Annotated in this window: 13 protein-coding genes and 1 riboswitch; of the genes, 6 read left to right on the plus strand and 7 right to left on the minus strand. The window is 67.1% G+C overall.

Features of this window, described 5'->3' with window-relative positions:
• Nucleotides 1-113 precede the first annotated feature (113 nt).
• Both AWB83_RS04095 and AWB83_RS04100 read right to left on the minus strand, forming a co-directional pair.
• A complete protein-coding gene (locus tag AWB83_RS04095) occupies nt 114-287 on the minus strand; it encodes a DUF1328 domain-containing protein (RefSeq protein WP_087042973.1) in 174 nt (57 codons plus the stop codon).
• A 160-nt stretch (nt 288-447) separates the two neighbouring features.
• Nucleotides 448-1602 carry an OpgC domain-containing protein gene (locus AWB83_RS04100; RefSeq protein WP_087042974.1) on the minus strand — a complete coding sequence of 385 codons (1155 nt, stop codon included), beginning with the start codon at nt 1600-1602 and terminating at the stop codon, nt 448-450.
• 321 nt (nt 1603-1923) lie between these two features.
• Here AWB83_RS04100 and AWB83_RS04105 point away from each other — a divergent pair, with 321 nt between their 5' ends.
• Both AWB83_RS04105 and AWB83_RS04110 read left to right on the plus strand, forming a co-directional pair.
• Entirely contained in the window at nt 1924-2700 is a 777-nt protein-coding gene (locus AWB83_RS04105) for a TerC family protein (protein ID WP_087042975.1), read from the plus strand.
• A 372-nt stretch (nt 2701-3072) separates the two neighbouring features.
• Nucleotides 3073-4287 carry an FkbM family methyltransferase gene (locus tag AWB83_RS04110; protein WP_159463009.1) on the plus strand — a complete coding sequence of 405 codons (1215 nt, stop codon included), beginning with the start codon at nt 3073-3075 and terminating at the stop codon, nt 4285-4287.
• A 21-nt stretch (nt 4288-4308) separates the two neighbouring features.
• On the opposite strand, the gene AWB83_RS04115 is transcribed toward AWB83_RS04110, so the two are convergent.
• The 5 genes from AWB83_RS04115 to cbiE are packed head-to-tail and all read right to left on the minus strand — an operon-like array spanning nt 4309 to nt 8516.
• Nucleotides 4309-4713, minus strand: a complete 405-nt coding sequence (locus AWB83_RS04115; protein WP_087042977.1) for a DUF4186 domain-containing protein — start codon at nt 4711-4713, stop codon at nt 4309-4311.
• A gap of 7 nt (nt 4714-4720) precedes the next feature.
• A complete protein-coding gene (gene cobM / locus AWB83_RS04120) occupies nt 4721-5446 on the minus strand; it encodes a precorrin-4 C(11)-methyltransferase (RefSeq protein WP_087042978.1) in 726 nt (241 codons plus the stop codon).
• 8 nt (nt 5447-5454) lie between these two features.
• Nucleotides 5455-6186, minus strand: a complete 732-nt coding sequence (locus AWB83_RS04125) for a cobalt-precorrin-6A reductase (RefSeq protein WP_087042979.1) — start codon at nt 6184-6186, stop codon at nt 5455-5457.
• Nucleotides 6183-7280: a cobalt-precorrin-5B (C(1))-methyltransferase gene (locus tag AWB83_RS04130; RefSeq protein WP_087042980.1), complete on the minus strand. Its 1098-nt coding sequence runs from the start codon at nt 7278-7280 to the stop codon at nt 6183-6185. Before AWB83_RS04130 ends, AWB83_RS04125 begins: the two co-directional genes overlap by 4 nt.
• A gap of 24 nt (nt 7281-7304) precedes the next feature.
• The gene (gene cbiE, locus AWB83_RS04135) at nt 7305-8516 is read right to left on the minus strand and encodes a precorrin-6y C5,15-methyltransferase (decarboxylating) subunit CbiE (RefSeq protein ID WP_087042981.1); all 1212 of its coding nucleotides are present in this window, start codon (nt 8514-8516) and stop codon (nt 7305-7307) included.
• A gap of 85 nt (nt 8517-8601) precedes the next feature.
• Nucleotides 8602-8778, plus strand: a riboswitch (cobalamin riboswitch).
• A gap of 127 nt (nt 8779-8905) precedes the next feature.
• On the opposite strand from cbiE, the gene cobG reads away from it, so the two are divergent.
• Genes cobG through cobJ form a run of 4 tightly spaced genes read left to right on the plus strand, consistent with a single transcriptional unit; the run spans nt 8906 to nt 13095 of the window.
• On the plus strand, nt 8906-10126 hold the full coding sequence (gene cobG, locus AWB83_RS04140; RefSeq protein ID WP_244197563.1) for a precorrin-3B synthase: 1221 nt from the start codon (nt 8906-8908) through the stop codon (nt 10124-10126).
• Nucleotides 10119-10745, plus strand: a complete 627-nt coding sequence (locus tag AWB83_RS04145) for a precorrin-8X methylmutase (protein ID WP_087043141.1) — start codon at nt 10119-10121, stop codon at nt 10743-10745. Before cobG ends, AWB83_RS04145 begins: the two co-directional genes overlap by 8 nt.
• Entirely contained in the window at nt 10742-11470 is a 729-nt protein-coding gene (locus tag AWB83_RS04150; protein WP_087042983.1) for a precorrin-2 C(20)-methyltransferase, read from the plus strand. The genes AWB83_RS04145 and AWB83_RS04150 overlap by 4 nt, the downstream gene beginning before the upstream one ends.
• Entirely contained in the window at nt 11470-13095 is a 1626-nt protein-coding gene (gene cobJ, locus AWB83_RS04155) for a precorrin-3B C(17)-methyltransferase (RefSeq protein ID WP_087043142.1), read from the plus strand. The genes AWB83_RS04150 and cobJ overlap by 1 nt, the downstream gene beginning before the upstream one ends.
• Nucleotides 13096-13205 lie beyond the last annotated feature (110 nt).

Genomic DNA, 13205 nt, shown 5'->3' on the forward strand with positions numbered 1-13205 from the left:
GTTTCGGGCGAAGCGCCGCCCGCGCCGCGTGAATGTCTCCCCGCGGCAATGTAACACCGTAGCGGCGCGCGGGTCGATTCGAGGAAGCACGCGGACGCGCCCCGCCGCTCCCGCTAAAGCACGAGCGAGCCCGCCGTGATCGCGATGATCAGGAAAATGACGAACAGGATCAGGAAGATGAAGAAGCAGATCTTGGCGATGCCCGCCGCGCCGGACGACACGCGCGTAAAGCCGAAAAGACCGGCGACGACGGAGATGATCGCGAACAGGATGGCGAGCTTGAGCATGGCAGGTCCGGTTTTTGTCGTGATTGCCGGATCTGCATGCAAGCCATGTGCCTCGATTCCGTGCGAGCGTCGACTGACTGTGGGTGGCAGGAAAAAAAGACCGTTAGTTGCGTGAAACGAACAATAAAACGCGGGCAGAGACTGCCCGCATCGGGAAACGTCAACGCACGCCGCGAGCGCGAGTGTCGGCTGCGGCGACCGTCGCGGGCGTCGCGGCCGGCGCGGGCATCGGCCGGTGCGTGCCGAGCCAGCCCGCGACTGACTGATGCACCCGCGGCACGGCGAGCAGCGCGCCGATTGCGATGGCATCGGCGGCGAGACCCGCCGGCACGTTGATGAGGCCGTCCGTCAGCGTGAACAGGATCGAGTCGACGACGAGCGAAATCACCGTGCCCGCGACGAACGAAACCATGCCGTCGCGCCCCAATGCTCCAACCCACGGCAGACGTCGGGCCAACTCCTTCACGATGCCGTAGCGCGCGAAATTGGTCGCGATCCATGCGATAGCCAGAAAGTTGACGACGCGCGGCCCCGCCAGATCGCGCTTGAAGGCGCTGTCGAGCACGGGCGGCAGCACAAGCAGCTTGTAATACGCCATGCCGGCGATCAGCGCGACGGCGCCCGTGCTCACGATCCAGCCGAAGCGGTGCGTACTCACGCGCTGATAGATCGGCTGACAGCGCGTGAGCACGCCGAGCACGAACATCAACTGCCACGCGGCGGGGTTGAAGTCCCAGAGGTTGTCGTCGACGGAGGGCATGTATTCGCCGATCTGCGGCGCGAACGCCCAGAGCGCGAGGCTCAGGCCCAGCAGCAGCCACGGCTTGCTGCGCGCGAGCGGCAGCATGAGCGGCACGGCGAGCGCAAACAGCGCGTACATGGGCAGGACTGCGGCAAGATACGGCTGGCGCTCGAATGTGAGGATCTGCGCGATCGACGCGACCGGCTCGGACATCAGGCTGTCGAGATCGTGGAGCGCGAGGTTCGGCGCGTGCCCGAAAAAGGGTCGCAGCAGGAACGACGCCACCAGCATCAGCGCGGCGGTCACGAGAAACGCGCGGTAGAGCTCGAACGCCCGCTTCAGGAAGCGCCTGCGCGCGGCGCTTTCCGAGCGCCGTTCGGCCAGCGACACGTAGGCGGTTGCCGTCGCGAAGCCGCCGAGGAACACGAAGACTTCGGCGGCGTCGTTCAGCGCGAACGAATGCAGCGTGAAGCGCGACAACATGCTGCCGCCGATGTGATCGACGACGATGATGAGCAGGACCAGCCCCCGGAAGAAATCCAGCTCGACGAGACGATGTGATTTTCCCTGCATGCGGCTCTAGGTGAATTCCTGCGGTGGCAGGAGGTTGGACGGCGGCGCGGTCACGCGGCACGAAAGCATTGGAGTTTACCCGTAAACGCTGCGGCGCATCATCAGAAGAGGTGCAAATATCCGTTTTCAAATCCGGTATTTGTGGTGTATTCGGCATCATTCGTTTACCGGCCATTACCGGCAGCCACCACGTTCATGTCGCATGGCGCTTTGTCTCTTATGATGTTTTCAAGTTCCTTACATTTTCGCGGCCGATCGGGCTAAGATCACGCCGCTGCGCCGAACCTTCGGTCGCACGCCAACCCAACGCCCAGGACTCGTATGGACTACCTCGTCGCCCTCCTCGCCGATCCCGCCGCATGGGCCGCGCTTGCGACACTCGTCGTGATGGAGGTCGTGCTCGGCATCGACAACCTCATCTTCATCTCGATCCTGACCAACAAGCTGCCGGCCGCGCACCGGGCGCGCACGCAGCGCATCGGCATCGCGCTCGCGCTCGTGATGCGGCTCGGGCTGCTCGGCACCGTCGCGCTGATCGTGCGGCTCACGACGCCGATCTTCGAGGCTGTCGGGCACGGCTTCTCATGGCGCGACCTGATACTCATCGCGGGCGGCGTGTTTCTCGTATGGAAGGCGACGACCGAAATCCACCATCACGTCACGCACGACGCAGACGGACATGCCGGCACCGCATCGGGCAAGAGCCTGACGCCGCTCTCGGCGATCGGCCAGATCCTGCTGCTCGATCTCGTGTTCTCCATCGACAGCATCGTGACGGCGGTGGGCATGACCGAGCACATTCCGATCATGTTCGTGGCGGTGATCGCCGCCGTCACCGTCATGCTATTCGCGGCCGGGCCGCTGTCGCGCTTCATCGAGCGCAATCCGACGATCGTCATGCTCGCGCTCGGCTTCCTGCTCGTGATCGGCATGACGCTGATCGCCGAAGGCTTCGGCACGCACGTTCCGAAGGGCTACATCTATGCGGCGATGGCGTTCTCGGCGCTGGTGGAAGGATTGAACATGCTGGCGCGGCGGGCGAAGGGGCGCGGCACGTCCGCGCCGCGCGCGCCAGGCGGCACACAACCAGGCGAATGACCCGGCGCTACGCCGCCAAGGTTTTCGCCCATTTCAAACGGCGCGTATCGATCGAATCGCGTCGTGCGATTTCCAATACCCGGCCGCCCAGATCTGCCAGCGAGAACCATCAGATATACTGGGCGCTAATTTCAAACTTGCGCTTTTTTATCGGCGCGTTTTTTTGAAATTCCGCATTCTCGACAATCAACGCTGGTTAGCCGCAGAAAGTTCACGCGGGCTGTCGAAGAAATATTCATATTCAATGATCCCGGCGGGTGCGATATCCGACGAATCTTCTTTTATGTGAAGGCGCGAATATCGCGATCGTGAAGCCGCGTACAGCGCAATGCATCGTTTTCGGTAGGCATTTCATACTTGAGGATGAATGACGTGAACCGTATAGACGCAGTGCAGCAAATCCCGCTCAACGAACAAACTTCCGGCCGCCTTGACGAGACACTGGTTTTCGATATAGGCGTCAATGCTGGCGAGGATACTTCATACTATCTTCAGAAAGGTTTTCGCGTCGTCGGCGTGGAAGCCAATCCGCGCATATTCGCTCAACTGCAGATCACCTTCGAGCAAGCGATAGCCGAAGCAAGGCTGACGCTGCTGAATATCGGCATCTGGAATCAGCCGATGACCTTGCCTTTCTATATCAACCTCGACAACGATCACTGGAGCTCATTCGACCCGGTCTACGGATGTCGGAACAATACCCGCTATGACATCATCAATGTGCCGTGCATCGGCATCAGAACGTTATTCGAGCAGTATGGCATTCCGCGCTATATGAAAGTCGATATCGAAGGCGGTGACAAACTGGTGCTCGCCGATCTTCCTGGCCTTCACGACATTCCGCCTTTCGTCTCGGTCGAGGAATTCGGAAATCAAACCATTCCTGAGCTTTACAAGGCGGGCTATCGGAAATTCAAAATCGTCCCGCAGCTGCATAAGGAATTGACGCCGCCCGGGACCATCCAGCTCGAAGGCGTTCCTGTCGAAAAGTCCTTTCACGGGACAGATTCGGGGCTGTTCGGTCTCGATCTCGCCGGCGACTGGCTGGACTACGATCAGGCGCAGGCGGATTTCCGACAGCGCGTGCGAAATGAAGCCGGCAAGGGCATAGGACCGCCCAATGAATGGTTCGACGTGCACGCCGCCGTCAGCGATGAGGCCATGGTTCCATCGAGTCAGGTCCAATGGCTCTGGACGACCATCCGGAACCAGGAAAGTGCGCAAAAGGAACAGGCACGAGATTACGAAAACCTGCTCGCGGAGAAAACCGCCCGGATCTCGGAACTGACCAGCCAGCTCGACGATGCCGAACACGTGATCGGCCCCCTCAGGCAAAGGCTCGAAGAAGAGCAACGCGTGCGGACGGATTCGGAACGCATGCTCGCATCGACGCGCAACGCACTGGACGAGGAACGGAACGCGCGAGCGAGCCTTGAGCAGCGCATCCGCGCACAGCAGCAGCTCATTGGCGATCAGGCGCGCCAATTGGATCAGACCCGAGCCGAACTGGACGCAGTCGTGACATCCCGAACCTGGCGAATGCTCGCTCCATACCGAAACATCAGAAGGCGTTTGTCCGCTCGGTGATCATCGGCGGCGCAAGCCGGCTCAGAACGGCAGTTCCCGCTGCGGATGCTCATCCGCGGATGGCGCCCCGGCCGGCAACGGCTGCGCCCGCAACCACCGCTCGATCGCATCGACCACATGCTGGCGCTCGCCATCATCGAGCGCCTTGCCCGCCGCGATGCCATGCCATTTGGCGAGGCACGAACGGCAGCACGTCGCCGTCGCGTGCTGCGCGATGAACACCGGATGCCCGCGAAACGGCGTCTGCTTGCCGTCGTTCGGGGGTGCCTGCGGCGCGAGGCGCTTGCCGATCAATTCGTGCGCCTGCGCAACGACCGTCTCCACGCCCTTCTCCCGCAGATACTTCCCCTCCCGCACGCCGAGCGCGAAGCGCCGCCGGAACGCGGATTTCGCGAGCGCGGCGAACACGGCGTCGAGATCTCGCATGGCCCGATCAGTCCTTGCCGTAAAGCGTCGAGTCTGCGAAGCCAACGGCCGAAAGCACGCGGCCGACGAGAATCATCGCCGTGCGCTCCATGCCCGCCGCACGCACTTTCGGCGCGATGTCCGCGAGCGTGCCCTCGACGCGCGCCTCGTCCGGCCAGCTCGCGCGGAACACGACGGCCACAGGGCAATCCGCGCCGTAGTGCGGCAGGAGATCGGCGACGATCCGCTCGATATGTCTCACGCCGAGATGGATCGCGAGCGTCGCGCCATGACGCGCCAGATCCGCGAGCGCCTCGCCGGGCGGCATCGACGTCTTCGTGGCGTAGCGCGTGAAAATCACCGTCTGCGAAATGCCGGGCAGCGTCAGCTCGCGCTTGAGCGCCGCCGCCGACGCAGCCGTCGCCGTCACGCCCGGCACGATTTCAAGGGGAATGCCGAGCGCATCGAGCCGGCGGATCTGCTCGCCGATCGCGCCGTACAGCGACGGATCGCCCGAATGAACGCGCGCCACGTCCTGTCCGTTCGCATGGGCTTCCCGCAGCAGCGCGACGATCGCATCGAGATCGAGCTCGGCCGTGTCGACGCACTTCGCCGCGCGATGCCCTTCGAGCACGTCCTTCGGCACGAGCGATCCGGCATAGAGAATCACGGGACACGAGCGGATGAGCCGCTGTCCCTTGACGGTGATGAGTTCGGGATCGCCCGGTCCGGCGCCGATGAAGTAGACGGTCATTTTTCAAATCAGGTTGGGTCGAGCCAGCGCTCGAGCGCATCGCGCGCGCTCGCGGCGTCGTCGAAATTGCGGCCGGCTTCGGGCAGTTCGGGCCGCGCGAGCATCACGACCGGCAAGCCCCGCTCGCGCGCGACGGCCAGCTTCGCCTCCGTCGCGCGGCCGCCGCTGTTCTTGCTGACGACGACATCGACGCCCGCCGCGTCGAACAAGGCGCGCTCGCCGGCGAGATCGAACGGCCCGCGCGCATCGATGACGTTCGCCCGCTCATTGCCCGGATGCGCTTCGAGGCAACGTACCGTCCAGTATTGCGAGGCGGGAATCTCGTCCAGATGCGCGAGCGGCTCGCGCCCGAGCGTGAAGAGCGGCCGCCGGAACGCCGCGATGCGCTCCACGATGCCGCGCCAGTCCGCCGCCTCGCGCCAGTCGTCGCCCGGCTGCGGCTGCCACGCGGGACGGCGCACCGCCCACAGCGGCACGCGCGCGATTGCGCATGCCTCGTGCGCATGGCGGCTCATCTGCGCGGCATACGGATGCGTCGCGTCGACGACGAGCGCGATCTCCTCCTCACGCACATAGCCGACGAGCCCGTCGATGCCGCCGAACCCGCCGATGCGCACCGAGCACGCCAGATCGGCGGGCACGCGCCCGAGGCCCGCGAGACTGTAGACATGCGGGGCGGGAAGATTGCGCGCGATCGCGAGCGCATCGCCGGTGCCGCCGAGCAGGAGCACGCGCTTCATGCCGCGCTCCCGACGATGTTGCCCTGCCGGTCGATCGCGAACGTCTCGACGACGATCCCGGGCGGCAGCACGTCGAGGGCGACGCCGCGCGCGCGCCGGCACACGATATCGCCGAGCGCGATGCCTTCCGCGCGTGCGAGCTTGAGCGCTTCCTGGCTCGTGTTGGCGGCGCTGATCGATGTCTGCAGCGCTTCGCTCGCGCCCGCATCGGCGGCCCAGACTGCGAGCAGCGCCAGGTCGATGCTGGAGCTGCGGCTATGCAGGTCCATATGGCCCGCCGCCAGCTTGGACAGCTTGCCGAAGCCGCCGCACAGGCTCAGCCTGTCGACGCTCGCGCGGCGCAGGTGCTTGAGCACGGCGCCCGCGAAATCGCCCATTTCGATCAAGGCGATATCCGGCAGGCCGTAGCGCGCGCGCATGGCGTCCTCGCTCTGATTGCCGGTGCACGCGGCGATGTGGCGATAACCGTTCGCCCGCGCGACATCGATGCCCTGATGAATCGACGCGATGTACGCCGAGCACGAAAACGGCCTGACGATGCCCGTCGTGCCGAGTATCGACAAGCCGCCGACGATCCCCAGGCGCGGGTTCATCGTCTTGAGCGCGAGCGCCTCGCCGTTCTCCACGCCGATGCTCACCTCGAACCCGCCGCTGTAACCGATGCTCGCGGCGAGCGCTTCCAGATGCTCGGCCATCATCCTGCGCGGCACCGGATTGATCGCCGGCTCGCCGACGGCGAGCGCCAGCCCCGCGCGCGTCACGGTGCCGACGCCCGGTCCCGCGTGAAAGCGCACGCCCGCCTGCGCCGACAGACCCACGCGCGCGAACACGAGCGCGCCGTGCGTCACGTCGGGATCGTCGCCCGCGTCCTTGATCACGCCCGCTTCGGCCGTGTCGACGTCTGCGGGTGCGCGGCGGCAGAACGAGAGCACCATCGTCACGCGCTGGCCCTTCGGCAGCACGATCTCCGCGCGCTCGCTCGCCTCGCCGAGCAGCAGGAGACGCGCCGCCGCGAGACTCGTCGCGGTGGCGCAGCTTCCGGTCGTGTAGCCGTGGCGCAGCGGCGCGGCCTGTTCCGGCGTTTCTTCACGCATGTCGCGAGAACTTCAGGATGCGGGTCATGGCTTGCTCACGTGCAGGAGCGTGATCGGCAGCGCCTGCCGCCACGTATCGAGGCTGCCGAGCGGCTCCGCCTGCGCGATGCCGATGCGCGTCAGCTCGCCGCCGTGCCGCGCGCGCCACTGGATGAGCGCCATTTCGCTTTGCAGCGTGACCGCGTTGGCGACGAGCCTGCCGCCCTGACGCAGACGCGCCCAGCAGGCATCGAGCACGCCCGGCGCGGTCAGCCCGCCGCCGATGAACACCGCATCGGGCGCGGCCAGGCCGTGGAGCGCGCCGGGCGCCTCGCCCTTTACGAGCTGCAGCGCGGGCACGCCGAGCGCATCGCGGTTGTGCTCGATGAGCCGCTGCCGGCTTTCGTTCGCCTCGATGGCGATCGCGCGGCAGGCGCCATGCGCGCGCATCCATTCGATGCCGATCGAGCCGCAGCCCGCGCCGACGTCCCACAGCAGCTCGCCCGGCTGCGGCGCGAGATGCGCGAGCGTCACCGCGCGCACGTCGCGCTTGGTGAGCTGGCCGTCGTGACGATAGGCGTCGTCGGGCAGGCCGGGCGTGAGCGGCGGGCCGGCGTGGCCCGCGTGCGTGCGGCACTCGATCGCGACGAGATTGAGCGCCGCGACGAGCGGCTCGCGCCAGTCGTCCGCGCGCTCGTCGATGCGGCGCTCGTCGGCGCCGCCGAGATGCTCGAACACGGTCATGCGGCTCGCGCCGAAGCCATGCGCGGTCAGGAGCGCGGCGACGGCGGCGGGCGTCGCGCCATCGGCGCTCAGCACGAGGAGGCGCGCGCCGCGATGCAGATTCGCGAGCAGGGATACGACCGGGCGCCCGACGAGCGACACGCACTCCGCGTCCTGCAGCGCCCAGCAGAGGCGCGCCGCCGCAAGCGACAGCGACGAAGGCGCGGGAATCACGCGCATTTCGCCGTCGGCGAGTTCGCGCGCGAGCGTCGCGCCGACGCCGAAGAACATCGGATCGCCGCTTGCGAGCACGCAGATGCGCGTGTCGCCGTCGCCGCGCTCGGCGAGCACCCCATCGAGCGAAAAGGGTTTGGGCCACGGCACGCGGCGCGCGGCGATGCGCGCCGGCAGGAACGCGAGATGGCGTTCGCCGCCGTGGATCGACTGCGCTTCGGCGAGCGCGCGGCGCGCGGCGCGGGAGAGGCCGTGCCAGCCGTCCTCGCCGATGCCAACGACGGTCAGCCAGGTCGACATGCGGCATCTCCTTCCTGATGTTCCAGACGCGCCCCGTGCCGGTGCGCACACAGGTCCGAAGCGCCTGGAGGGTCGATAAAAGCGGGCATAATACAGGTCCGTCGGTGCCCGTTGGGGCCTAAGAGGGAACACAGAGAAACTGTGGCTGCCCCCGCAATTGTACGCAGCGAGTCCGCGCTCCACTGCCACTGGTTTTTACCGGGAAGGCCGGCGCGAATGAAGACCTGCCAGCCAAGAGACCTGCCGACTCACCGCATTCGCGCGACGCCGACCGGGCGGGGTGTACCGGTTCGCCCATCGCGCGCGAAGTTCTATGGGTCACGCTTTTGACTTCGTTTGATCGTCCAGCGCCTGCGACCGCCCCACGCGCATCCGCGTGCCCGGGGCTCATGCGCATCGTGCCCGCGCGCGATGGCGGCCTCGCCCGCCTGCGTCTTCCGGGCGGCGAGCTGAGCGCGCGCGCGGCGCGGGCCGTGGCGCACGCCGCGCGTGCGTGCGGCTCGGGCGTGATCGAAGTGACCAATCGGGCGAATCTGCAACTGCGCGGCATCCGCGCCGACGCCCACGCCGCGCTCGTCGGGATCGCGCTCGATGCGGGCCTCGGTCCCGCGGTCGCGAGCGGCGACGACATCCGCAACGTGATGCTGAGCCCGCTCGCAAGCGATGAAACCCGCGCGCTGGCCGCGCGCATCGTCGCTGCGATGCAGGCCGATGCCTCGCTGCACGCGCTGTCGCCCAAATTCGCGCTGCAGCTCGACGGCGGCGAGCGCCTCGCGATGCTCGATCATCCGCACGACCTGTGGCTCTCCGCGATCGACGACGGCGCGCGCTTCGCGGTCGGCTTCGCCGGAACGATGCCGCGCCGCCCGGACGATGCGCCCGCGCCCGGTGCGATCGCGCGTGGGGAAGTCGTATCGTTCGTGACGAACGTGCTGCGCAGGTTTGTCGCGCTGGCGATGCCCGAGGAACAGCGCATGCGCGATCTGCTCGCACGCATGGACGTAACGCGCTTTCTCGAAGCGTTCACTTTCGATGCGGACGTTCACGCTTGGCGCCGCGAACCGGCGGACGGCTCACTGCGTCTCGGCGCGCACGACGAACCGCATCGCGCGGTGTGGTATGCCGGCGCGCAGGCGCCGCTCGGACGCCTCGACGCATCGACGCTCGACGCCCTCGCCGATCTCGCGTCCACCCATGCCGAAGGCCGTCTGATGATGACGCCGTGGCAAAGCGTGCTGATCCCCGGCATCGCGGCGAACGCTACGCACGAAGTGCTGCAACGCCTGCTTGCGCTCGGCCTCACGACCGATCCGCGCGACCCGCTCGCACGCCTCATTGCGTGCGCCGGGTCGACGGGCTGCGTGAAGGGCCGCGCCGACACCAAGGCCGACGCGCATCGCCTCGCCCCGCTGCTGCCCGCGCACGGCGAAGACCACGTGCACCTGAGCGGCTGCGAGCGTTCGTGCGCGGCGGCGCATCCCGTCGCGGTGACGCTGCTCGCGCGCGCGCCGGGACACTACGACCTGTATCGCGACGAGCGCATCGTCGCGCGCAATCTGACCATCGAAGAGGCGGCCGAACGGCTCGCCCGGAGCCATGCCGATGCCTGACTACATCCGCGACGGCGCGGAGATCTATCGCCAGTCGTTCGCGACGATCCGCGCCGAAGCCGACCTCGCCACCGTTCCCGCCGACCTGGAGAAACTCGTCGTGCGGCTCATCCATGCGTGCGGCATGGTCGATATCGTGCGCGACCTGCGCTTCTCGGATGGCGCGGGCGAAGCCGGCCGCCGCGCGCTCGCGGCGGGCGCGCCGATCCTGTGCGATGCGCGCATGGTCGCCGAAGGCATCACGCGCGCGCGGCTTCCCGCCGGCAACCGCGTGATCTGCACGTTGAGCGATCCGTCGATTCCCGAACGCGCCCGCGCGATGGGCAACACGCGCTCGGCCGCCGCGCTCGAACTGTGGCGGCCCGACCTCGAAGGCGCGATCGTCGCGATCGGCAATGCGCCCACCGCGCTCTTTCATCTGCTCGACATGCTCGATGCGGGCGCGCCGCAACCCGCGCTCATACTCGGCTTTCCGGTAGGCTTCATCGGCGCGGCGGAATCGAAGGAAATGCTCGCCGCCGACAGCCGCGGCGTGCCCTACGTCGCGCTGCTCGGCCGGCGCGGCGGCAGCGCGATGGCGGCCGCTGCCGTGAACGCACTCGCGTCGGAGGCCGAATGATGAGCGGGCGTCTCTATGGCCTCGGCGTCGGTCCGGGCGATCCGGAACTCATCACCGTGAAGGCGCTGCGCCTTCTGAAGGCGGCGCCGGTGGTCGCGTACTTCGTCGCAAAGGGCAAGAAGGGCAATGCATTCGGCATCATCGAAGCGCATCTCGACGATGCACAGACGCGCCTGCCGCTCGTCTATCCGGTGACGACCGAAGCGCTCGAGCCGCCGCTGTGCTACGAGACGATCATCAGCGCGTTCTACGACGAAGCCGCGCTCGCGATCTCCGCTCATCTCGAAGCCGGGCGCGACGTCGCGGTGATCTGCGAAGGCGATCCGTTCTTCTACGGCTCGTACATGTACCTGCACGATCGCCTCGCCGCGCGCTTCGAGGCGCATGTCGTGCCGGGCGTGTGCTCGATGCTCGGCGGCGTCGCGGTCCTGGGCGTCCCGCTCGTGTATCGCAATCAGAATCTGTCGGTGCTGTCCGGCGTGCTGCCGGAGGACGAATTGAAGCGTCGTCTCGAAGCGGCGGATGCGGCCGTCATCATGAAGCTCGGGCGCAACTTCGAGAAGGTTCGTCGCGTGCTTGCCGAGCTCCGCCTCGATGAACGTGCGCTCTACGTCGAACGCGCGACGATGGCCAATCAGCGCATCGTGCCGCTCGATGAAGTCGATCCGATGGCCTCGCCGTATTTTTCGCTGCTCGTGGTGCCGGGGAAGAAATGGCGGGCTTGATGGCGATCGTCGTGCTCGGCGGCGGCGCGCTCGACACGGCGCGGCGCATTCAGGCCAGCTTCCCGGACTCGCAAGTGCATGGTCTCGCCAGCCGCGTGAGCGCGGATGTCGCTTATGAAGACTTCGGCGCGCATGTGCGCGGGCTTTATGTCGCGGGCACGCCGATCGTCGCGCTGTGCTCGGCGGGCATCGTGATTCGCGCGCTGGCTTCGTGTCTGGCGGACAAGGGCGCCGAACCACCGGTGCTCGCCGTCGCGCAGGACGGCAGCACGGTCGTGCCCCTGCTCGGCGGCATGCGCGGCGTGAACGTGCTGGCGCGCGAGATCGGCGCGGCATTGCACGTCACGCCCGCGATCACGACGGGCGGCGAATTGCGCTTCGGCCAGTGCCTGCTCGCCCCGCCCGAAGGCTATGCGCTCGCGGATATCGAGCAAGGCAAGCGCTTCGTGTCCGACCTGCTCGCGGGCGAGACGACACGCATCGAAGGCCGCGCGCCCTGGCTCGACGACGCCGCCCTGCCCCGCGCCGACGATGCGCGTCTTGCCGTGCGCATCACGCCGCTCGCCGCGAGCGATGAAGACAGCCTCGTGATTCATCCGCGCTGCGTGCTGGCGTGGATCGAAGATGCATCGGCCGGCGATGACATCGCCGAGCGCGTGCGGCTCGCGATGCGCGAGCACGGTCTTGCGCCGCTTGCGCTTGCGGCATTGACCGCGCCGCTTCATCACATGGCTTCCGAATCGCTCGCGCATGCCGCACGCGCGCTCGATGTGCCGCTGCGCTTTTGCGATGCCGCGCCGTTCGATGCCCGCCATGCGCGGGGTATCGCATTGCACGTGCACGATGCGCCCGTCGATGTGCAATCGATCGGCCGCGCGCGCGGCACGCTGACCGTCATCGGCCTCGGCCCCGGCAGCGCGGAGTTGATGACGCCCGCCGCGCGAAACGCGCTCGTCGCAGCGCAAGACGTGCTCGGCTACGAAACCTACGTGCGCATGTCGGGGCCGTTCCGAGACGATCAGCGCGTGCACATGACCGACAACCGCGAGGAGCTGCAGCGCGCGCGCCATGCGTTCGAACTGGCGAGCGAGGGGCGGCGCGTGGTGGTGGTCTCGTCGGGCGATCCGGGCGTGTTCGCGATGGCGGCGGCCGTGCTCGAAGCGCTGGATAAGGGACAGCGCGAACATCCCGAATGGAGTGCGGTGAAGTTCGCGATCGTGCCGGGCGTATCGGCATCGCTCGCGACGGCGGCGCGCGCGGGTGCGCCGCTGGGACACGATTTCTGCGTGCTGTCGCTGTCCGATAACCTGAAGCCGTGGAGCGTGATCGAGACACGCATCGCGCACGCGGGCGAGGCCGATCTCGTGATGGCGTTCTATAACCCGCTGTCGAAGGCGCGGCCCTGGCAGTTCGATCGCGCGATCGAGATCGTGAGGCGCTATCGGGATGCGGATACGCCCGTGGTGCTCGGAAGAGACATCGGGCGGCCGGCAGAAGCATTGCGCATCGTCACGCTGGGCGAATTGACAGGCGAACTCGTCGACATGCGCACGATGGTGATCGTCGGGTCCTCCACGACGCGCGTCGTTGGCGACTGGGTTTATACGCCGCGCTGGCATGCGTGACCGGCGGCTTGCTCGTGGGTCCTGGTCGCGTTCGCGGCCGGGGCGCACGCTGGAGTATCGTTTCGCGCAACGACGGTGCCGTTGCTGTCGGCGAAGTCAACGCAGGCACG

This window comes from Caballeronia ptereochthonis (assembly GCF_001545075.1).
GTDB classification, from domain to species: Bacteria; Pseudomonadota; Gammaproteobacteria; order Burkholderiales; family Burkholderiaceae; genus Caballeronia; species Caballeronia ptereochthonis.

Bases quoted from the DNA above. Each gene is read 5' to 3' on its own strand.
- AWB83_RS04095 (WP_087042973.1), bottom strand. From the start codon at position 287: ATGCTCAAGCTCGCCATCCTGTTCGCGATCATCTCCGTCGTCGCCGGT.
- AWB83_RS04100 (WP_087042974.1), bottom strand. From the start codon at position 1,602: ATGCAGGGAAAATCACATCGTCTCGTCGAGCTGGATTTCTTCCGGGGG.
- AWB83_RS04105 (WP_087042975.1), top strand. From the start codon at position 1,924: ATGGACTACCTCGTCGCCCTCCTCGCCGATCCCGCCGCATGGGCCGCG.
- AWB83_RS04115 (WP_087042977.1), bottom strand. From the start codon at position 4,713: ATGCGAGATCTCGACGCCGTGTTCGCCGCGCTCGCGAAATCCGCGTTC.
- cobM (WP_087042978.1), bottom strand. From the start codon at position 5,446: ATGACCGTCTACTTCATCGGCGCCGGACCGGGCGATCCCGAACTCATC.
- AWB83_RS04125 (WP_087042979.1), bottom strand. From the start codon at position 6,186: ATGAAGCGCGTGCTCCTGCTCGGCGGCACCGGCGATGCGCTCGCGATC.
- AWB83_RS04130 (WP_087042980.1), bottom strand. From the start codon at position 7,280: ATGCGTGAAGAAACGCCGGAACAGGCCGCGCCGCTGCGCCACGGCTAC.
- cbiE (WP_087042981.1), bottom strand. From the start codon at position 8,516: ATGTCGACCTGGCTGACCGTCGTTGGCATCGGCGAGGACGGCTGGCAC.
- cobG (WP_244197563.1), top strand. From the start codon at position 8,906: ATGCGCATCGTGCCCGCGCGCGATGGCGGCCTCGCCCGCCTGCGTCTT.
- AWB83_RS04145 (WP_087043141.1), top strand. From the start codon at position 10,119: ATGCCTGACTACATCCGCGACGGCGCGGAGATCTATCGCCAGTCGTTC.
- AWB83_RS04150 (WP_087042983.1), top strand. From the start codon at position 10,742: ATGATGAGCGGGCGTCTCTATGGCCTCGGCGTCGGTCCGGGCGATCCG.
- cobJ (WP_087043142.1), top strand. From the start codon at position 11,470: ATGGCGATCGTCGTGCTCGGCGGCGGCGCGCTCGACACGGCGCGGCGC.